Annotated in this window: 14 protein-coding genes; 1 reads left to right on the forward strand and 13 read right to left on the reverse strand. The window is 67.1% G+C overall.

Translation table 11 applies throughout. The features are described 5' to 3' along the window. Window positions 1-277 precede the first annotated feature (277 nt). The 4 genes from tuf to rpsL form a co-directional block, all read right to left on the reverse strand. A complete protein-coding gene (tuf, locus tag R4Z62_RS13375) occupies window positions 278-1,471 on the reverse strand; it encodes an elongation factor Tu (protein WP_018564791.1) in 1,194 nt (397 codons plus the stop codon). A gap of 165 nt (window positions 1,472-1,636) precedes the next feature. Then, window positions 1,637-3,763, reverse strand: a complete 2,127-nt coding sequence (gene fusA / locus R4Z62_RS13380) for an elongation factor G (RefSeq protein WP_491519900.1) — start codon at window positions 3,761-3,763, stop codon at window positions 1,637-1,639. Window positions 3,764-3,802: 39 nt separating this feature from the next. After that, window positions 3,803-4,273 (reverse strand): 30S ribosomal protein S7, encoded by a 471-nt coding sequence (rpsG, locus tag R4Z62_RS13385; protein ID WP_003992340.1) that lies wholly within the window; start codon window positions 4,271-4,273, stop codon window positions 3,803-3,805. A 2-nt stretch (window positions 4,274-4,275) separates the two neighbouring features. Then, complete coding sequence (gene rpsL / locus R4Z62_RS13390) at window positions 4,276-4,647, reverse strand: 30S ribosomal protein S12 (RefSeq protein WP_003948652.1); 372 nt, start codon at window positions 4,645-4,647, stop codon at window positions 4,276-4,278. 660 nt (window positions 4,648-5,307) lie between these two features. Here rpsL and R4Z62_RS13395 point away from each other — a divergent pair. Beyond that, window positions 5,308-5,811 carry an RICIN domain-containing protein gene (locus R4Z62_RS13395; RefSeq protein WP_491519901.1) on the forward strand — a complete coding sequence of 168 codons (504 nt, stop codon included), beginning with the start codon at window positions 5,308-5,310 and terminating at the stop codon, window positions 5,809-5,811. 269 nt (window positions 5,812-6,080) lie between these two features. Here R4Z62_RS13395 and R4Z62_RS13400 read toward each other — a convergent pair whose 3' ends face one another. From R4Z62_RS13400 to nusG, 9 genes are all read right to left on the reverse strand, one after another. Continuing rightward, window positions 6,081-9,995: a DNA-directed RNA polymerase subunit beta' gene (locus R4Z62_RS13400; RefSeq protein WP_064534615.1), complete on the reverse strand. Its 3,915-nt coding sequence runs from the start codon at window positions 9,993-9,995 to the stop codon at window positions 6,081-6,083. Window positions 9,996-10,097: 102 nt separating this feature from the next. Next, window positions 10,098-13,583: a DNA-directed RNA polymerase subunit beta gene (rpoB, locus tag R4Z62_RS13405; RefSeq protein WP_018564786.1), complete on the reverse strand. Its 3,486-nt coding sequence runs from the start codon at window positions 13,581-13,583 to the stop codon at window positions 10,098-10,100. A gap of 618 nt (window positions 13,584-14,201) precedes the next feature. Further along, window positions 14,202-14,585, reverse strand: coding sequence for a 50S ribosomal protein L7/L12 (rplL, locus tag R4Z62_RS13410; protein WP_064534613.1), 384 nt, complete (start codon window positions 14,583-14,585; stop codon window positions 14,202-14,204). A 116-nt stretch (window positions 14,586-14,701) separates the two neighbouring features. Next, window positions 14,702-15,232 (reverse strand): 50S ribosomal protein L10, encoded by a 531-nt coding sequence (gene rplJ, locus R4Z62_RS13415; protein WP_018564784.1) that lies wholly within the window; start codon window positions 15,230-15,232, stop codon window positions 14,702-14,704. A gap of 301 nt (window positions 15,233-15,533) precedes the next feature. After that, on the reverse strand, window positions 15,534-16,484 hold the full coding sequence (locus R4Z62_RS13420) for an SCO4651 family lipoprotein (protein WP_491519902.1): 951 nt from the start codon (window positions 16,482-16,484) through the stop codon (window positions 15,534-15,536). Window positions 16,485-16,572: 88 nt separating this feature from the next. Next, on the reverse strand, window positions 16,573-17,505 hold the full coding sequence (locus R4Z62_RS13425; RefSeq protein WP_355476314.1) for an SCO4651 family lipoprotein: 933 nt from the start codon (window positions 17,503-17,505) through the stop codon (window positions 16,573-16,575). 172 nt (window positions 17,506-17,677) lie between these two features. Further along, window positions 17,678-18,403 carry a 50S ribosomal protein L1 gene (rplA, locus tag R4Z62_RS13430; RefSeq protein WP_018564781.1) on the reverse strand — a complete coding sequence of 242 codons (726 nt, stop codon included), beginning with the start codon at window positions 18,401-18,403 and terminating at the stop codon, window positions 17,678-17,680. A gap of 88 nt (window positions 18,404-18,491) precedes the next feature. Continuing rightward, window positions 18,492-18,926, reverse strand: a complete 435-nt coding sequence (rplK, locus tag R4Z62_RS13435; RefSeq protein WP_018564780.1) for a 50S ribosomal protein L11 — start codon at window positions 18,924-18,926, stop codon at window positions 18,492-18,494. A gap of 170 nt (window positions 18,927-19,096) precedes the next feature. After that, the gene (gene nusG / locus R4Z62_RS13440) at window positions 19,097-20,044 is read right to left on the reverse strand and encodes a transcription termination/antitermination protein NusG (RefSeq protein WP_491519903.1); all 948 of its coding nucleotides are present in this window, start codon (window positions 20,042-20,044) and stop codon (window positions 19,097-19,099) included. Between the last annotated feature and the right edge of the window lie 10 nt (window positions 20,045-20,054).

The following is a 20,054-nucleotide window of genomic DNA, read 5'->3' on the forward strand; positions in this document are numbered from 1 at the left end:
ACTGCCCGCCCGAGGGGGAAAAAGCGGGCCCGGACCACCCGACCCAGGGCGAGTCCGGGCCCGCTCCGGCGTGTTCGCCCGCACGAAGGCGCGCGCCTCACGCGTGCTGGATCTTCTCTCCCTCCGGCACCCGGTGGCTGCCCGGAGGTGGCCTCGACACCGATGCTCGCCGCCGCACGCCTGCTCTATGGATCCGGACATGCGGAAGGGCCCGTACGACCGGAGTCGTACGGGCCCTTCCCGTAGCTCAGCTGCTGCTGGTGCTACAGGACCTGGGTCACTTGTTGATCTTGATGACCTGGCCGGCGCCCACGGTGCGGCCACCCTCGCGGATGGCGAACTTCAGGCCCTCTTCCATGGCGACGGGCTGGATGAGCTCCACCGTCATCTCGGTGTTGTCACCCGGCATGACCATCTCGGTGCCCTCGGGGAGGGTCACGACGCCGGTCACGTCCGTCGTACGGAAGTAGAACTGCGGGCGGTAGTTGTTGAAGAACGGCGTGTGGCGGCCACCCTCGTCCTTGGAGAGGATGTAGGCCTGCGCCTCGAACTCGGTGTGCGGGGTGACCGAGCCCGGCTTGATGATGACCTGGCCGCGCTCGACGTCCTCGCGCTTGATGCCACGGAGGAGCAGACCGACGTTCTCACCGGCCTGGCCCTCGTCGAGCAGCTTGCGGAACATCTCGATGCCGGTGACCGTGGTGGTGGTCTTCTCGGTCTTGATGCCGATGATGTCGACGGTCTCGTTGACCTTGAGGACACCACGCTCGATACGGCCGGTGACGACCGTACCGCGACCGGTGATCGTGAAGACGTCCTCGATCGGCATCAGGAACGGCTTGTCGACGTCGCGCTCCGGCTCCGGGATCGCGGTGTCGACGGCGCTCATGAGGTCCAGGACGGACTGGGTCCACTTCGCGTCGCCCTCGAGGGCCTTCAGCGCGGAGACCTTGACGACCGGGACGTCGTCGCCCGGGAACTCGTACTCGGAGAGGAGCTCACGCACCTCGAGCTCAACGAGCTCCAGGATCTCCTCGTCGTCCACCATGTCGGCCTTGTTCAGGGCGACGACGATGTACGGAACGCCGACCTGGCGGGCCAGGAGCACGTGCTCCTTGGTCTGCGGCATCGGGCCGTCGGTCGCGGCGACCACCAGGATCGCGCCGTCCATCTGGGCGGCACCGGTGATCATGTTCTTGATGTAGTCCGCGTGACCCGGGCAGTCGACGTGGGCGTAGTGACGGGTCTCCGTCTGGTACTCGACGTGCGCGATGGAGATGGTGATACCGCGCTGACGCTCCTCGGGCGCCTTGTCGATGTTGTCGAACGCGGTGGCCTCGTTGAGCTCCGGGTACGCGTCGTGCAGCACCTTGGTAATGGCGGCCGTGAGGGTCGTCTTACCGTGGTCGATGTGACCGATGGTGCCGATGTTGACGTGCGGCTTAGTCCGCTCGAACTTCGCCTTCGCCACTGGGGTCCTCCTGTGGAGTGGTTCTGTACGCCTTACTTCATCGGCGCCAGGTGATCTTTGCTGGATGGCCCGGATCCCGGGGGCGTTCCGGCCGGTTCCTGTCGGTTCCGGCGGAATGCCCCACGAGGCTCCGGAGTCAAGCCTACGGGCTGGAACTCGGGAGAGTTACTCGCCCTTGGCCTTCGCGATGATCTCCTCGGCGACGTTCCGCGGAACCTCGGCGTAGGAGTCGAACTGCATCGAGTAGCTTGCGCGACCCGACGTCTTGCTGCGGAGGTCTCCGACGTAGCCGAACATCTCCGAGAGGGGCACGAGACCCTTCACGACGCGGGCACCCGCCCGCTCCTCCATGGCCTGGATCTGGCCACGGCGGGAGTTGATGTCGCCGATGACCTCACCCATGTAGTCCTCGGGCGTGGTGACCTCGACGGCCATCATCGGCTCGAGCAGCACGGGGCTGGCCTTGCGCGCGGCCTCCTTGAAGGCCTGCGAACCGGCGATCTTGAAGGCGAGCTCGGAGGAGTCGACCTCGTGGTAGCCGCCGTCGAGAAGCGTGACGCGGACGCCCGTCATCTCGTAGCCGGCCAGGATGCCGAACTGCATGGCCTCCTGCGCACCGGCGTCGACCGAAGGGATGTACTCCTTCGGGATGCGGCCACCGGTGACCTTGTTCACGAACTCGTACGCCGTGTCACCGCTGTCGATCGGCTCGATCGCGATCTGCACCTTGGCGAACTGACCGGTACCACCGGTCTGCTTCTTGTGGGTGTAGTCCACGCGCTCGACGGCCTTGCGGATCGTCTCGCGGTAGGCGACCTGCGGCTTGCCGACGTTGGCCTCGACCTTGAACTCGCGCTTCATCCGGTCGACGAGCACCTCGAGGTGCAGCTCGCCCATACCGCCGATGACGGTCTGGCCGGTCTCCTCGTTGGTGCTGACCTGGAAGGAGGGGTCCTCCTCCGCGAGCCGCTGGATGGCGACACCCAGCTTCTCCTGGTCACCCTTGGACTTGGGCTCGATCGCGACCTCGATGACCGGCGCCGGGAAGTCCATGGACTCCAGGATCACCGGGTTCTTCTCGTCCGCGAGCGTCTCACCGGTGGTGGTCTGCTTCAGGCCCATGACGGCGACGATGTCGCCGGCGCCCACCGCGTCGATCTCCTCACGCTTGTTGGCGTGCATGCGGTAGATCTTGCCGATGCGCTCCTTGCGGCCCTTGACGGAGTTCAGCACGGCGGTGCCGGACTCCAGGCGGCCGGAGTACACCCGGACGAAGGTGAGCTTGCCCAGGTGCGGGTCGCTCATGATCTTGAACGCGAGGGCCGACAGCGGCTCGTCCTCGGACGGCTTGCGCTTGACGACGACCTCGGGGTCCTTGACGTCGTGGCCCTCGATGGCCTCGACGTCCAGGGGGGTCGGCAGGTAGCGCACGACCGCGTCGAGCAGGGGCTGGACGCCCTTGTTCTTGAACGCGGTGCCGCAGAACACGGGGGTGACCGTGGTCTCGCTGGACTTGCCGGAGGCGATGGTGATGCGGCGGATGGCCGCGTACAGCTGGTCCTCGGTGGGCTCGGTGCCCTCCAGGTACAGCTCCATCAGCTCTTCGTCGTTCTCCGCGACGGCCTCGACCAGCTTGCCGCGCCACTCCTCGGCAGCCTCGGTGTGGGTGTCCGGGATGTCGACGATGTCGTACATCTCGCCCTTGGCCGCCTCGGCGGACCACACGAGCGCCTTCATGCGGACCAGGTCCACGACGCCCTTGAAGTCGGCCTCGGCACCGATCGGCAGCTGCATGACCAGCGGCTGCGCGCCCAGGCGGTCGCTGATCATGTCGACGCAGCGGTGGAACTCGGCGCCGGTGCGGTCCAGCTTGTTGACGAAGCAGATGCGCGGCACGCCGTAGCGGTCGGCCTGACGCCACACCGTCTCGGACTGCGGCTCGACACCGGCGACACCGTCGAACACCGTCACGGCACCGTCGAGCACGCGCAGGGAGCGCTCCACCTCTACGGTGAAGTCGACGTGCCCGGGGGTGTCGATGATGTTGATGGTGTAGTCGTTGTCTTCGAGCGGCCAGTGACAGGTGGTCGCAGCAGACGTGATCGTGATGCCACGCTCCTGCTCCTGCTCCATCCAGTCCATGGTGGCGGCGCCGTCGTGGACCTCACCGATCTTGTACGACACGCCGGTGTAGAACAGGATCCGCTCGGTGGTGGTCGTCTTGCCCGCGTCGATGTGGGCCATGATCCCGATGTTGCGGACCTTGGCCAGGTCAAGTGAAGTGGTAGCCATAAGGCTTCAGTCTTCTCTCGGTCTCGATGTGGGTAGCGACTACCAGCGGTAGTGCGCGAAGGCCTTGTTGGACTCGGCCATCTTGTGCGTGTCCTCGCGCTTCTTGACGGCCGCACCGAGGCCGTTCGAAGCGTCGAGAAGCTCGTTGAGCAGACGCTCGGTCATGGTCTTCTCGCGGCGGGCGCGGGAGTAACCGACCAGCCAGCGCAGCGCGAGCGTGTTGGCGCGACCGGGCTTGACCTCGATCGGAACCTGGTACGTCGCACCACCGACACGGCGGGACTTGACCTCAAGGGTCGGCTTGATGTTCTCCAGCGCGCGCTTCAGCGTGATGATCGGGTCGTTGCCCGTCTTCTCACGCAGACCCTCCATGGCGCCGTAGACGATGCGCTCGGCGGTGGAGCGCTTGCCGTTCAGCAGCACCTTGTTGATCAGCGACGTGACCAGAGGAGAACCGTAGACCGGGTCGATGATGACCGGGCGCTTCGGGGCGGGGCCCTTACGAGGCATTCTTACTTCTCCTTCTTGGCGCCGTAACGGCTGCGGGCCTGCTTGCGGTTCTTGACACCCTGGGTGTCGAGCGAGCCGCGGATGATCTTGTAGCGAACACCCGGCAGGTCCTTCACACGGCCGCCGCGCACGAGCACGATGGAGTGCTCCTGCAGGTTGTGTCCCTCACCCGGAATGTAAGCGGTGACCTCGATGCCACTGGTCAGACGCACACGCGCGACCTTACGCAGGGCCGAGTTCGGCTTCTTCGGGGTGGTCGTGAACACACGCGTGCAGACGCCACGGCGCTGGGGCGAACCCTCGAGTGCCGGCGTCTTGTTCTTCTCGACCTTGTCCTGCCGGCCCTTGCGGACCAGCTGCTGGATCGTAGGCACTACTTCTCCGGTTTCTGTGTGCCGATGGGTACAGCTAACCTGGAACATCGCCGACCCACGCGGTCGGGTGTGTCGAATCCCGCGGATCCCCGCCGCAAGACGGGAAGAAGCGCGGATTGCGGTGGCCACTCTCGGCCCCGGTGCGGTTTACAGGCACGCAACAGGGTCAGGGCACACCCCAGGCACAAGGTCTGAGCGTACCCAGCGCAGTCACTCCGGTCAAAACAGAAACGGCGGACGGGAACGCCGGCGCCCGGACACCGGGCGACGCGGGCTCCGCCGAGCCGTCGCGCACGTCCCCTCGGCCCCGGTCCGGAGCCGCGCCGGCCGGGACGGAGGACCGAACCCGCGGCCGCGCGCCGCGACCGGCCCACGCGCATCCACGGCCCGCACTCGATCACGGCACCGGAAACCGACAGAAACATCGTCACTTTCCGTTACGCACGGAAACGGTCAACCCTTGTCCGGAATGCGCTTCCACTCGGTGATCACGACTTGTTAGCATCCCGGTGCGGCCGATCAGCGGGGGGATCATCCGCAGTCGAGGTGTCTGTCATCTTTCACCGCGCAAGATGCAGTCATGGCCAATTTCAGCCAGCCGGCCCTCGCGGTCCGATCGTGAAGACCCCTTCCCGAAGAGCAACTGGAGTGACATAGGACATGAATAAGTTCACGCGCGCATCAGTCGTGACCGGAGCCCTCTCGGCCGCACTCGTGACCGCTGCCGGGCTCGCGCCGACAGCATCGGCGGCGGGCGCCAGCCACAGCCTGCGGAGCGGTTACGGCTACTGCCTGGGAAGCCTCAACGGCGCCAACCGCACGGTGGGCTACATGTGGTCCTGTAACGGCAACCGGGACCAGACCTGGACCTTCAACCCCGTCGCCGAGGACGTCCTCGGGACCATCTACCAGGTCATCAACGGCAATGGCCAGTGTCTGGGCGTCTCCGGCGGTTCGACCGCACGCGGCGCCAACATATCGGTGTGGGACTGCAACGGGAATCCCGACCAAAAGTGGTACTGGAAGTCCGGCAGCAGCGGGAACGAAATCATCAACAGGAACTCGAAGATGTGCCTTGCCGGGTCCGGAAGCTTCGGCAAGGGGACCAATGCGATCCAGTGGAGCTGCAACGGCAACAAAGACCAGAAATGGTCCTGGGTCTAGCGGACCACACTCCGTCGGCATTCGCTCACGGCATCAGCGGACCGGCGCGTAATTGAAGAAAGAAGAGGAAGGGAGGGCCCTGGGAATCCCAATTCCCAGGGCCCTCCCTCTTCCGTTCGGCGGGTATTTTCCCGGCCAGCCCTTATTCGGTCCACAGGGCTCTTCCGGGTCTTTTCTCCGGCCGGGCCAAGAGGGCTGCGCCCCGCCCCGCCGACGCGCCGAAGGGCGGCCACCCCACCGGGGTGACCGCCCTTCATGCTGCTGCTCGCTTACTGGTTGTACGGACCGTAGTCGTAGTCCTCCAGCGGAACGGCCTGGCCGGAGCCGGTGCCGAACGGCGAGTAGTCGATGTCGTCGTAGCCGACGGCCGAGTACATCGCGGCCTTGGCCTCCTCGGTCGGCTCCACCCGGATGTTGCGGTAACGGGACAGGCCCGTACCGGCCGGGATGAGCTTACCGATGATGACGTTCTCCTTGAGGCCGATGAGGCTGTCGGACTTGGCGTTGATCGCCGCGTCCGTCAGCACTCGGGTCGTCTCCTGGAAGGAGGCGGCCGACAGCCAGGACTCCGTCGCCAGCGAGGCCTTGGTGATACCCATCAGCTGCGGACGGCCGGAGGCCGGGTGTCCGCTCTCCTGGACCACACGACGGTTCTCCTGCTCGAACTTCGAGCGCTCGACCAGCTCGCCGGGCAGCAGCTCGGCGTCGCCGGACTCGATGATCGTCACCCGGCGGAGCATCTGCCGGATGATGATCTCGATGTGCTTGTCGTGGATCGACACACCCTGCGAGTTGTAGACCTTCTGGACCTCGCCGACCAGGTGGACCTGGACGGCACGCTGACCCAGGATGCGCAGCACGTCGTGCGGGTTGGTGGCACCCACGGTGAGCTTCTGGCCCACCTCGACGTGGTCGCCCTCGCCGACCAGCAGACGGGCGCGCTTCGAGATCGGGTACGCCGTCTCGTCGCTGCCGTCGTCCGGGGTGACGACGATCTTCTTGGTCTTCTCGGTCTCCTCGATCCGGATGCGGCCGGAGGCCTCGGAGATCGGGGCGACACCCTTCGGCGTACGGGCCTCGAAGAGCTCGACGACACGGGGCAGACCCTGGGTGATGTCGTCACCGGCCACACCACCGGTGTGGAAGGTACGCATCGTCAGCTGGGTACCGGGCTCACCGATGGACTGGGCGGCGATGATGCCGACCGCCTCACCGATGTCGACCAGCTTGCCGGTGGCCAGCGAACGGCCGTAGCACATGGCGCAGGTGCCGACGGCGGACTCGCAGGTCAGGACCGAGCGGGTCTTGACCTCCTCGACGCCGTGCTTGACCAGCTCGTCGATGAGCACGTCACCGAGGTCGGTACCGGCCGGGGCCAGCACCTTGCCGTCGACGACGATGTCCTCGGCGAGGCAGCGCGCGTACACGGACGTCTCGACGTCCTCCGCCTTGCGCAGCACGCCGTCCGCGTCGCGGGACGCGATGTGCAGCTTGAGGCCGCGGTCGGTGCCGCAGTCCTCCTCGCGGATGATGACGTCCTGCGAGACGTCCACCAGACGACGGGTGAGGTAACCCGAGTCGGCGGTACGCAGGGCGGTGTCCGCCAGACCCTTACGGGCACCGTGCGTGGAGATGAAGTACTCCAGCACGGACAGGCCCTCACGGAACGACGCCTTGATCGGACGCGGGATCGTCTCGTTCTTCGCGTTCGACACCAGACCACGCATACCGGCGATCTGACGCATCTGCATCATGTTGCCTCGTGCACCCGAGTTCACCATCATGAAGATCGGGTTGGTCTTCGGGAAGTTCTCGTTCATCGCCTCGGCGACCTCGTTGGTCGCCTGGGTCCAGATCTGGATGAGCTCCTGCGTGCGCTCTTCCTTGGTGATCAGACCGCGCTCGTACTGCTTCTGGACCTTCTCGTCCTTGGCCTCGTACCCGGCGACGATCTCCTTCTTCGCGTCGGGGACGACGACGTCGGAGATGGCGACGGTGACACCGGAGCGGGTGGCCCAGAAGAAGCCGGACGCCTTCAGGTTGTCGAGCGTCGCCGCCACGATGACCTTCGGGTAGCGCTCGGCGAGGTCGTTGACGATCTCCGAGAGCTGCTTCTTGCCGACCTCGTAGTCGACGAACGGGTAGTCCTCGGGCAGCAGCTCGTTGAAGAGCGCGCGGCCCAGGGTGGTCCGCAGCCGGAAGCTGTCACCCTGCTGCCACACCCGCTCCCCGACGCCCTCGTCGCCTTCCTCGCGGGCCGGCGGGGTCCAGCCGCGCGGCGGGATGGTGCCCACCGGGAAGCGGATGTCCACGCGCGACTGGAGCGAGAGCTCACCGGCGTCGAACGCCATGATCGCCTCGGCCACGGACGCGAAGGAGCGGTCCTCGCCCTTCACGTTCCGCATCTCGCCGTCGGTGGTGAGGAAGAACAGACCGAGGACCATGTCCTGGGTCGGCATCGTCACCGGACGGCCGTCGGCCGGCTTGAGGATGTTGTTCGAGGACAGCATCAGGATGCGGGCCTCGGCCTGCGCCTCCGCGGACAGCGGCAGGTGCACGGCCATCTGGTCACCGTCGAAGTCCGCGTTGAACGCGGTGCACACGAGCGGGTGGATCTGGATGGCCTTGCCCTCGACCAGCTGCGGCTCGAAGGCCTGGATGCCGAGGCGGTGCAGGGTGGGAGCACGGTTCAGCAGCACCGGGTGCTCGGCGATGACCTCTTCGAGGACGTCGTACACGACGGTGCGGCCGCGCTCCACCATGCGCTTGGCGGACTTGATGTTCTGCGCGTGGTTCAGGTCCACCAGGCGCTTCATCACGAACGGCTTGAACAGCTCCAGCGCCATCGCCTTGGGCAGACCGCACTGGTGCAGCTTGAGCTGCGGGCCGACGACGATGACGGAACGCGCGGAGTAGTCCACACGCTTGCCGAGCAGGTTCTGACGGAAGCGGCCCTGCTTGCCCTTGAGCATGTCGGACAGCGACTTCAGCGGACGGTTGCCGGGGCCCGTGACCGGGCGGCCGCGGCGGCCGTTGTCGAAGAGCGCGTCGACGGCCTCCTGGAGCATGCGCTTCTCGTTGTTCACGATGATCTCGGGCGCGCCGAGGTCGAGAAGCCGCTTCAGGCGGTTGTTGCGGTTGATGACACGGCGGTACAGGTCGTTCAGGTCGGAGGTCGCGAAGCGGCCACCGTCCAGCTGCACCATCGGACGCAGGTCCGGCGGGATGACCGGCACGCAGTCCAGCACCATGCCCTTGGGGCTGTTGCTGGTCTGGAGGAACGCGGAGACGACCTTGAGGCGCTTGAGCGCACGGGTCTTCTTCTGGCCCTTGCCGGTGCGGATGATCTCGCGGAGCTTCTCGGCCTCCTCGTCGAGGTCGAAGGACTCCAGGCGCTTCTGCAGCGCCGCGGCACCCATCGAGCCGTCGAAGTAGGTGCCGAAGCGGTCGCGCAGCTCGCGGTAGAGGAGCTCGTCGCCCTCCAGGTCCTGGACCTTGAGGTTCTTGAACCGGGTCCAGACCTCGTCGAGGCGGTCGATCTCGCGCTGCGCGCGGTCACGCAGCTGCTTCATCTCGCGCTCGGCGCCCTCGCGCACCTTGCGGCGCACATCGGCCTTGGCGCCCTCGGCCTCCAGCTCGGCCAGGTCGGTCTCGAGCTTCTTGGCGCGGGCCTCCAGGTCGGCGTCGCGGCGGTTCTCGATCTGCTGGCGCTCGACGGAGACGTGCGCCTCCAGCGAGGGCAGGTCGCGGGTGCGGCGCTCCTCGTCGACGTACGTGATCATGTACGCCGCGAAGTAGATGACCTTCTCCAGGTCCTTCGGGGCGAGGTCGAGCAGGTAGCCCAGCCGCGACGGGACGCCCTTGAAGTACCAGATGTGGGTGACGGGGGCGGCCAGCTCGATGTGGCCCATCCGCTCACGGCGCACCTTGGCACGCGTGACCTCGACGCCACAGCGCTCGCAGATGATGCCCTTGAAGCGGACGCGCTTGTACTTGCCGCAGTAGCACTCCCAGTCCCGGGTGGGACCGAAGATCTTCTCGCAGAAGAGCCCGTCCTTTTCCGGCTTGAGGGTGCGGTAGTTGATGGTCTCGGGCTTCTTGACCTCGCCGTGGCTCCACTGACGGATGTCGTCAGCGGTGGCCAGGCCGATCCGGAGCTCGTCGAAGAAGTTGACGTCGAGCACTATGCGTCAATCCCTCTCAGGGTCGTAAGTCTGTGGTCTGAAACGGGGGCCTGGGGGTCGGCGGGGGCCTCACACGGCGGTGGGGCCCCTACCGGACTCCCGTCAGACCTCTTCGACGCTGCTCGGCTCGCGCCGGGACAGGTCGATGCCGAGCTCCTCCGCGGCGCGGAAGACATCCTCGTCGGTGTCACGCATCTCGATGGACATACCGTCGCTGGACAGCACCTCCACGTTCAGGCAGAGCGACTGCATCTCCTTGATGAGCACCTTGAAGGACTCGGGGATGCCGGGCTCAGGGATGTTCTCGCCCTTGACGATGGCCTCGTAGACCTTCACGCGGCCGGTGACGTCGTCGGACTTGATGGTCAGCAGCTCCTGGAGGGCGTAGGCGGCGCCGTACGCCTCAAGGGCCCACACCTCCATCTCGCCGAACCGCTGGCCACCGAACTGGGCCTTACCACCCAGCGGCTGCTGGGTGATCATGGAGTACGGGCCGGTCGAACGGGCGTGCAGCTTGTCGTCGACCAGGTGGTGCAGCTTCAGGATGTACATGTAGCCGACCGAGATCGGGTCCGGGAACGGCTCACCGCTGCGGCCGTCGAACAGCCGCGCCTTGCCGGTCGGGAGCACCATGCGCTCGCCGTCCCGGTTCGGGATGGTGTGCTGGAGCAGACCCGCCAGCTCGTCCTCCCGGGCACCGTCGAAGACCGGGGTCGCGACGTTGGTGCCGGGGTCGACCTGGTCGGCGCCGATCGCCTGGAGGCGCTGCGCCCACTCCTCCGCCAGGCCGGAGACGTCCCAGCCGCGGCTGGCGAGCCAGCCGAGGTGGATCTCCAGGACCTGTCCCGGGTTCATGCGGGACGGGACACCCAGCGGGTTGAGGATGATGTCGACCGGGGTGCCGTCCTCCAGGAACGGCATGTCCTCGATCGGGTTGATCTTGGAGATGACGCCCTTGTTGCCGTGGCGGCCGGCGAGCTTGTCACCGTCGGTGATCTTGCGCTTCTGCGCGACGTAGACGCGGACCAGCTGGTTCACGCCCGGCGGCAGCTCGTCGCCCTCCTCGCGGTCGAAGAGGCGGACACCGATGACCTTGCCGATCTCGCCGTGCGGCACCTTCAGCGAGGTGTCGCGGACCTCACGGGCCTTCTCGCCGAAGATCGCGCGCAGCAGCCGCTCCTCCGGGGTCAGCTCGGTCTCGCCCTTGGGCGTGACCTTGCCGACCAGGATGTCGCCGGCGACGACCTCGGCACCGATGCGGATGATGCCGCGCTCGTCGAGGTCGGCGAGGACCTCCTCGGAGACGTTCGGGATGTCCCGGGTGATCTCCTCGGGGCCGAGCTTGGTGTCACGGGCGTCGACCTCGTGCTCCTCGATGTGGATCGAGGAGAGGACGTCGTCCTGCACGAGGCGCTGCGACAGGATGATCGCGTCCTCGTAGTTGTGGCCCTCCCACGGCATGAACGCGACCAGCAGGTTCTTGCCGAGCGCCATCTCGCCGTTCTCGGTGGCCGGACCGTCGGCGAGGACCTGGCCCTCGATGATCCGGTCGCCCTCGTTGACGATGACCTTCTGGTTGACCGAGGTGCCCTGGTTGGAGCGGGAGAACTTGTGCAGGCGGTACGTGATGTACGTGCCGTCGTCGTTGGCGGTGGTGATGTAGTCGGCGGAGACCTCCTGCACCACACCGGCCTTCTCGGCCTTGACGACGTCACCGGCGTCGACGGCGGAGCGGTACTCCATGCCGGTGCCGACGAGCGGGGCCTCGCTCTTGATGAGCGGCACGGCCTGGCGCATCATGTTCGCGCCCATGAGGGCGCGGTTGGCGTCGTCGTGCTCCAGGAACGGGATCATGGCGGTCGCGACCGACACCATCTGGCGCGGCGAGACGTCCATGTAGTCGACGTCGTCACCGGCGACGTAGTCGACCTCGCCGCCGCGGCGGCGGACCAGGACGCGGTTCTCGGAGAAGCGCATGTCGTCGTTGAGGCCGGCGTTGGCCTGCGCGATGACGAAGCGGTCCTCCTCGTCGGCGGTCAGGTAGTCGACCTCGTCGGTGACCTGGCCGTCGACGACCTTGCGGTACGGGGTCTCGACGAAACCGAACGCGTTGACCCGGCCGTAGGAGGCGAGCGAGCCGATCAGACCGATGTTCGGGCCTTCGGGCGTCTCGATCGGGCACATGCGGCCGTAGTGCGAGGGGTGCACGTCACGGACCTCGAAGCCGGCCCGCTCACGGGAGAGACCACCCGGGCCCAGCGCCGACAGACGGCGCTTGTGGGTGAGACCCGACAGCGGGTTGTTCTGGTCCATGAACTGCGACAGCTGGCTGGTGCCGAAGAACTCCTTGATGGAGGCGACGACCGGCCGGATGTTGATCAGGGTCTGCGGCGTGATCGCCTCGACGTCCTGGGTGGTCATGCGCTCGCGCACGACGCGCTCCATACGGGCGAGACCCGTACGGACCTGGTTCTGGATCAGCTCGCCGACGCTGCGCAGACGGCGGTTGCCGAAGTGGTCGATGTCGTCGGTCTCGACGACGATCGTGCCGCCGTTGTCCCCGGCGGTCTCGGTCTCACCGGCGTGCAGCTTCACCAGGTACTTGATCGTCGAGAGGATGTCCTCGACGGTCAGGATGCCGGCGTCCAGCGGCGCGTCCGCGCCCAGCTTCTTGTTGACCTTGTAGCGGCCGACCTTGGCGAGGTCGTAGCGCTTGGGGTTGAAGTACAGGTTCTCCAGCAGCGTCTGCGCGGCCTCGCGCGTGGGGGGCTCGCCCGGACGCAGCTTGCGGTAGATGTCGAGCAGCGCGTCGTCCTGGCCCTGGGTGTGGTCCTTCTCCAGGGTGGCGCGCATCGACTCGTACTCGCCGAACTCCTCGAGGATCTGCTCGTTGGTCCAGCCGAGCGCCTTCAGCAGCACGGTGACCGACTGCTTGCGCTTGCGGTCGATGCGGACACCGACCATGTCGCGCTTGTCGATCTCCATCTCCAGCCAGGCACCCCGGGACGGGATGATCTTGGCGGAGAAGATGTCCTTGTCGGACGTCTTGTCGATGCTCGAGTCGAAGTAGACACCGGGCGAGCGGACCAGCTGGGAGACGACGACACGCTCGGTGCCGTTGATGACGAAGGTGCCCTTGTTCGTCATGAGCGGGAAGTCGCCCATGAAGACGGTCTGGGACTTGATCTCGCCGGTCTCGTTGTTGGTGAACTCGGCCGTGACGAAGAGCGGGGCGGCGTACGTGAAGTCGCGCTCCTTGCACTCGTCGATGCTGTTCTTCGGCGGCTCGAAGCGGTGGTCGCGGAACGTCAGCGACATCGACCCGGAGAAGTCCTCGATCGGGGAGATCTCCTCGAAGATCTCCTCGAGGCCGGACTTGGTGGGGACGTCCTGACCGGATTCCAGAGCCGCCTCGACGCGAGCCTTCCACGCGTCGTTGCCGAGCAGCCAGTCGAAGCTCTCGGTTTGCAGCGCGAGAAGGTTCGGAACCTCGAGGGGCTCCTTGATCTTTGCAAAGGAGATGCGCAGCGGGGCGGTGCTGGCAGCGTTGTTCGTATTCGCGGTCGAGGCATTGCGCGAGGCGGCCAAGAGGGGGTCCTTCCGAGGGCTCGGACTCACTACGCGCGTACCGGCCCCTCTCTCGGACAACGGGACGGACGGTCCCCGACAGGGCCGTCAGGCCAGGTCAGGTGCGGTCCGGTCGTCGATGCTCGGGGGAGGGCATGCCCCTGGTGACGGGCAGGGGACAGCTAACAGGCAGCGCAAAGGGTCAGTGTAGCCACTTGGCCCACTGATGTCCAGTGCCGGGTTTTGGGAACCCTCGTTGTCGTCACCGCCTACGGCCTGTCACCCTCAACGCACGTTGATACTGCCCTCTTCGCCGTCGATCCATGCCTCGGATTCGGATCGTTGTGACGACGCGTCCTGAGAATTGCGCGCTGCGTGCGGTTCGTCAAGGCCCCCCTACCCGAACCGGATGCTGCCATCGTCACTCGCGGCCTGTCTCCGGGGGCCTCTCGAGGCCGAACGAAGATCACCATACCCCTCCCGGTCTCGGGTGCAAGGCCGCCACAGCCACCCCCGGGAACGCCGAAGAGCGACCACCCGGATGGATGATCGCTCTTCGGTGCGTTCGCGTTACAGCCCTTTCGGGCCGTGTTCAGCTCGCGCGGGAGAGTCCTGCCCGATCAGCAGAGACTCGTGAGGTCACTTGACCTCGACGGAGGCGCCGGCGCCCTCGAGGGACTCCTTGGCCTTCTCCGCGGCGTCCTTGGCGACCTTCTCCAGAACCGGCTTCGGCGCACCGTCGACCAGGTCCTTGGCCTCCTTCAGGCCGAGGGAGGTCAGCTCACGCACGACCTTGATGACCTGGATCTTCTTGTCGCCGGCACCCGTGAGGATGACGTCGAACTCGTCCTGCTCCTCGGCGGCCTCGACGGCGGCGGCCGGACCGGCCGGGCCGGCCACGGCGACCGCGGCGGCGGCGGTGACGTCGAACTTGTCCTCGAAGGCCTTCACGAACTCGGAGAGCTCGATGAGGGTCATCTCCTCGAACTGCGCGAGCAGGTCTTCCTGGCTGAGCTTCGCCATGATGGGCGATCCTTCCACTAATTCGGCAGGTGCCGGATGTACTGGGTGTGGCGGGCGTACGTCGGCCCGCTGCGACCCGTGCCGCCTAGACGGCCAGGGTCAGAAAGCGAGCCGAATTACTCGGCACCGCCCTGCTCGTCCCGCTTGGCACGAAGAGCGTCCACGGTGCGGACGAGCTTCGAGGGAAGCGCCTGGAAGAGCTGAGCAGCCTGGGACTGCTTGCCCTTGAAGGCACCCGCCAGCTTGGAGAGCAGAACCTCACGGGACTCGAGGTCCGCAAGCTTCTTGATCTCGTCGGCGGACAGCGCCTTGCCGTCAAGGACACCGCCCTTGATGACGAGATTCGGGTTGTCCTTGGCGAAGTCACGGAGACCCTTCGCCGACTCCACCGGGTCACCGGTGACGAAGGCGACAGCCGTCGGACCGTTGAAGAGGTCGTCCAGCGTGGTGATCCCGGCCTCGTTGGCCGCAATCTTGGTCAGCGTGTTCTTCACCACGGCGTACTGGGCGTTCTCACCGAGCGAACGACGCAGCGTCTTGAGCTGCGCCACGGTGAGACCGCGGTACTCGGTCAGCACGGCAGCGCTGGAGTTGCGGAACTGCTCCGTCAACTCCGCCACTGCGGCAGCCTTGTCGGGCCTCGCCATAGAGCCTCGGCCTCCTTCCGGGTGATTCTGACCGCGCGGACCCGAAGGAGGACTGGGGAAAACGAAACGCCCCGGCGCAGGCGCTCGGGGCGGACTCGACCGGTCGTACGCACACCGTGGGTGTGCACACTCCGGGAGTTCTTCCACAGTCACCTGCGCGGGTCGCCCGCAATTTCAGCGGATCCTTCGGCCACCGCGTCCTCATCTGAGTGCACGGCAACGACCAGCGGTCTTTGGCTTCTGTAGGAGAGTACGGGACCGTGCCGCCGCGGAGCAAATCCGCTCCCGCGGCGGCCCGCGGTCAGCTCTGGCCCGCGCCGGCGCCCTTCATCATCTCGGCCAGGTCGACGGTCTCACCGGCCGGCGGGGCGGCGACCTTCACCGGCTTGTTGGTGTCCAGGAAGGTGATCGTCATGTCCAGCGGGCCCTTGGCGGCGGTGCCGCGCATCCGGAACTGCCTGGTCTGGTCCTTGCCGTCGATCCAGGCGTCCATGGTGACCTTGTCGACGCCCATGCCCTTGTACTGCTCCAGGCTCTTCTCGCGGGTCTTGGCGACCTCCGGGCTCTCGCCCGGCTGCGGCTTGACCAGGTCGGCCAGGGCGACGGTGCCCGTGTAGTGGGTGGTCTCGACGCCCTCCACGGTCTCGGAGCCGACCTTGCGCAGGTCCTTGGCGCCGGTGAGGAAGGTGGACTCGGTCGCCGGGTTCTGCTCGGCCTGGGCCGCGCCGCCCCCGCCCAGCTGGTCCATCTGCTTGCCCGCGTCGGTCCCGGACAGGTCGAACTTCATCCAGCTCTTGCCGTCCATCTCCTTGGCGGCCTCGGCCCCGCCGTTGAGGTACATGACCTTGTCGACGAGGCGGATCTCCACGGTGCCGGTGGAGGGCTGGTCGGGCATCGTCATCTTCATGCTCATGGCGATGGTGGGCTTCATCTGCATCTCGGCGTCGGCCTTGATGTGGCCCTGCTCCGGCACCTGGCCGGTCATGCGGTAGCGCAGCGAGGTGATGTTCTGCGAGTTCTTGGCGGCCTTGGCGACGGCCGCGGCCGGGGTGAGCTGCGGCGTCTCGGCCGCTCCGCTCTTGCCCGCGCTCTTCGAGTCACTCTTCGAATCGCTCTTCGAGTCGTCCCCCGAACAGCCCACCGCGCCCGCGGCGAGGAGCAGCGCGGCCAGCGAGGCCGTCGCGACCCTGCGTCCGGACAGAGCGCGGACGGGCGTGCGGGACGAGCGGGGCGTACGTACAGAGGTGTCCATGGTTTCCCCCCAAGGAACGGATGGCTTGCGCACAGTTCCGGTGAGCCTATCCGAGCACCGATCATCCGGGCTTGGGGGATTCTTTGATTCAGGAGGCGCCGGCACCGGCGCCCTGGGCGGCCAGCAGCTCCTGGAAGTCCGCCGTGTCGCCCCGCGGCGGTGCGCCGACCGCGACCTTGACCCCGTAGTCGCTGTAGGTGGCGGTGGTGGTCAGGGCGCCCTTCGCCGTGTCCGCCGACTCGACCTTCCTGACCAGCAGGTTCCGGTCGTCGATCCAGAGGTCGACGGTGTCCGTCGTGATGCCGGAGTCGGTCAGCTGGCGCTTCATGTCCGCGAGCTGGGCGGCGGTGAGGCTGTGGCCGGTGCGCGCGGCGAGGTCCGCGACATTCACCGTGCCGTGGTAGTGCGTGGTGTGCGCGCCCGCGATCCGCTCCTCGCCCGCCCTCTTCACGTCGCCGGAGGCCAGCAGCAGCTTCACGGCCTGGTTCGGCGTGTTGTTCTGCATCTGGTCCTTGAGGTACGCGCCGGAGCCGCCGCCGAGCCGGGCCATGTCGTCGTACCCGTACCTGAGCCAGTGCTTGCCGCCGGCCTGCGCGGCGAACGCCTCGCTCATCCTGGCGTAGTACGCGTCGGGCAGATAACGGGCCTCGATCGAGGTGGTGCCGGTGGCGCGCATGGTGTCGGCCACGGTGCCGCCCGTGTAGGTGAGGCTGAGCGTGCCGGACAGGCCGTGGCCCCAGGAGAGGGCGCCGTGGCCCTTCATCGACATCAGCGTGCCCATGCTGACCGTCATGTCGACCCGGGCGGAGTCCGCGCGGCCGGTGGAGTCGGCGGCGGTGCGCAGGGCCGTCAGCGGGCCGGCCAGGGTGGCGGCGCCGCCCCGGGCGGTCTCCCCCGCCGCCCTGCCGTCCCGGTGCGCCGCTCCCCCGGAGGACCCGCCCGTGCCGCAGGCGGCCACGCCCGCCAGCGCGGCCGTCACCGCGACCACCGATGCCGTACGGCGCACGGTCGTGCTCTTCATCCGGTCCCCCCACCCCTGAGCGGTCTGTGTGCCGTGCACGCTAGCGCAGGGCACCGACAGCGGGGGCGCGCGCCGAAGGGATCGGCCGGTTCGCGACGGAACAGGACGAGCCCCGCCCCTCCGCTCGCGCGGAGGATGCGGGGCTCGTCGCCGACCTGGGTGAGCCGATGGCTCAGACCGCGGCCGGGTCCTCCTCGACGAGGAGGTTGCGGGTGCGGTTCGGGTCGAGCTGGATGCCGGGGCCCATCGTGGTGCTGATGGCGGCCTTCTTGATGTAGCGACCCTTGGCGGCGGACGGCTTCAGACGGAGGATCTCCTCCAGCGCGGCGCCGTAGTTCTCCACCAGCTTGCTGTCGTCGAACGACGTCTTGCCGATGATGAAGTGCAGGTTCGAGTGCTTGTCGACGCGGAACTCGATCTTGCCGCCCTTGATCTCCGTCACGGCCTTGGCGGTGTCGGGGGTCACGGTGCCGGTCTTCGGGTTCGGCATCAGACCACGCGGGCCGAGGACGCGGCCGAGGCGGCCGACCTTGCCCATGAGGTCCGGGGTGGCGACGACGGCGTCGAAGTCCAGACGGCCCTTCGCCACCTCGTCGATCAGCTCGTCGGCGCCGACGATGTCGGCGCCCGCGGCACGCGCGGCCTCGGCACGGTCACCGGTCGCGAAGACCAGGACCCGGGCGGTCTTACCGGTGCCGTGCGGGAGGTTCACGGTGCCACGGACCATCTGGTCGGCCTTGCGCGGGTCGACACCCAGGCGGAAGGCGACCTCGACGGTGCCGTCGAACTTGGTCGTGGAGGTCTCCTTGGCGAGACGGACGGCCTCGAGCGGGGCGTACTGCTTCTCCCGGTCGATCTTGGCGTCCGCAGCGCGGAGAGCCTTGCTGCGCTTGCTCACAACTGCTCCTGTGGGTTCTGAAAGGAGTCGTGGTACGGGCCGAGCAGGCCCTGCCACGGTTCTACGAGGGTGGTACGGAGGCTGGGGTTCAGCCCTCGACCGTGACGCCCATGGAACGGGCGGTGCCGGCGATGATCTTCGCGGCGGCGTCCAGGTCGTTGGCGTTGAGGTCGGGCATCTTGGTCTGGGCGATCTCGCGGACCTGCGCGTCGGTGATCTTCGCGACCTTGGTCTTGTGCGGCTCGCCGGAGCCCTTCTCCACGCCCGCGGCCTTGAGGATCATCTTGGCGGCCGGGGGGGTCTTGGTCACGAAGGTGAAGGAACGGTCCTCGTAGACCGTGATCTCCACCGGGATGACCCAGCCACGCTGCGACTCGGTCGCGGCGTTGTACGCCTTGCAGAACTCCATGATGTTGACGCCGTGCTGGCCCAGCGCCGGGCCGACCGGCGGAGCCGGGTTCGCCGCACCGGCGTTGATCTGGAGCTTGATGAGCCCCGTGACCTTCTTCTTCTTGGGAGGCATAGCTCTCCGGGTCCTTTCGGTTCGGGTCCATGCCCGCGCTCGGGGACCACCCGGACGCAGGCATACCGCACAACGATAACGGGTATAGATGCGCGGCTGAAAACCGAGCAGGTCAGACCGGCTGTCACCAGCCCGCCTGACCTGCGCGGAAGCAGTACACCCAGAAAGAACTAGTTCTTCTGGATCTGGTCGAAGCTCAGCTCGACCGGGGTCTCGCGGCCGAAGATCTCGACGAGGCCCTTGACCTTCTTCGAGTCGGCGTTGATCTCGTTGATGGTCGCCTGGAGGGTGGCGAACGGACCGTCGGTGACGGTGACCGAGTCGCCGACCTCGAAGTCCAGCACCTGGACCTCGACCTTGCGCTGCGGGGCCGGCTTGCCCTCGGCCTCGGCGGCCTCGCGGGCGGCCTTCTCCTCGGCCTCCGGGGCGAGCATCTTCACGATCTCGTCCAGGGACAGCGGGTAGGGGTCGTAGGCGTTGCCGACGAAGCCGGTGACGCCCGGGGTGTTGCGGACGACGCCCCAGGACTCGTTCGTCAGGTCCATGCGGACGAGGACGTAACCGGGCAGCTTGTTCTGCCGGACGGTCTTGCGCTCGCCGTTCTTGATCTGGACGATCTCTTCCTCGGGGACCTCGGCCTGGTAGATGAAGTCCTCGACGTTCAGCGAGACGGCGCGCTGCTCCAGGTTGGCCTTCACGCGCTTCTCGTAGCCCGCGTAGGTGTGGATGACGTACCACTCGCCGGGCAGCGTGCGCAGTTCCTCGCGCAGCTTGGTGACCGGGTCGACGTCGGGCTCTTCCTCGACGGCCCCGGTCTCGTCCTCGGCGGCCGCCTCGTCCTCGTCGGTCTCCTCGGCGTCGGCAGCGCCCTCGACGGCCGCGGCCTCCTCGGCACCCTCGACGGCGTCGTCGTTCTCGGTGCCCTCGGCGCCCTCGGCGTCCTCGGCGCTTTCAAGGGGCTCGTCCTCGACGTGGACGGCGGCCTCCTCGGCCGGCTCGCCCGCGGCGGCGTCGGCAGCCTCGGCCCCGTCCGCCTCGTCCGCACCCTCGACGATGTCGAGCTCGTCATCCACGGACTCGGTCGGCTCGATGGCGTCGTTCAGGTTCGGGTCAGACACGGTGGCTGCT

Source organism: Streptomyces sp. PL-25, assembly GCF_058344915.1.

What these genes read in the sequence shown, in the direction of transcription:
- fusA (WP_491519900.1), bottom strand. Translation starts at nt 3,763, where the DNA reads ATGGCTACCACTTCACTTGACCTGGCCAAGGTCCGCAACATCGGGATC.
- rpsG (WP_003992340.1), bottom strand. Translation starts at nt 4,273, where the DNA reads ATGCCTCGTAAGGGCCCCGCCCCGAAGCGCCCGGTCATCATCGACCCG.
- R4Z62_RS13395 (WP_491519901.1), top strand. Translation starts at nt 5,308, where the DNA reads ATGAATAAGTTCACGCGCGCATCAGTCGTGACCGGAGCCCTCTCGGCC.
- rplL (WP_064534613.1), bottom strand. Translation starts at nt 14,585, where the DNA reads ATGGCGAAGCTCAGCCAGGAAGACCTGCTCGCGCAGTTCGAGGAGATG.
- rplJ (WP_018564784.1), bottom strand. Translation starts at nt 15,232, where the DNA reads ATGGCGAGGCCCGACAAGGCTGCCGCAGTGGCGGAGTTGACGGAGCAG.
- R4Z62_RS13420 (WP_491519902.1), bottom strand. Translation starts at nt 16,484, where the DNA reads ATGGACACCTCTGTACGTACGCCCCGCTCGTCCCGCACGCCCGTCCGC.
- R4Z62_RS13425 (WP_355476314.1), bottom strand. Translation starts at nt 17,505, where the DNA reads ATGAAGAGCACGACCGTGCGCCGTACGGCATCGGTGGTCGCGGTGACG.
- rplK (WP_018564780.1), bottom strand. Translation starts at nt 18,926, where the DNA reads ATGCCTCCCAAGAAGAAGAAGGTCACGGGGCTCATCAAGCTCCAGATC.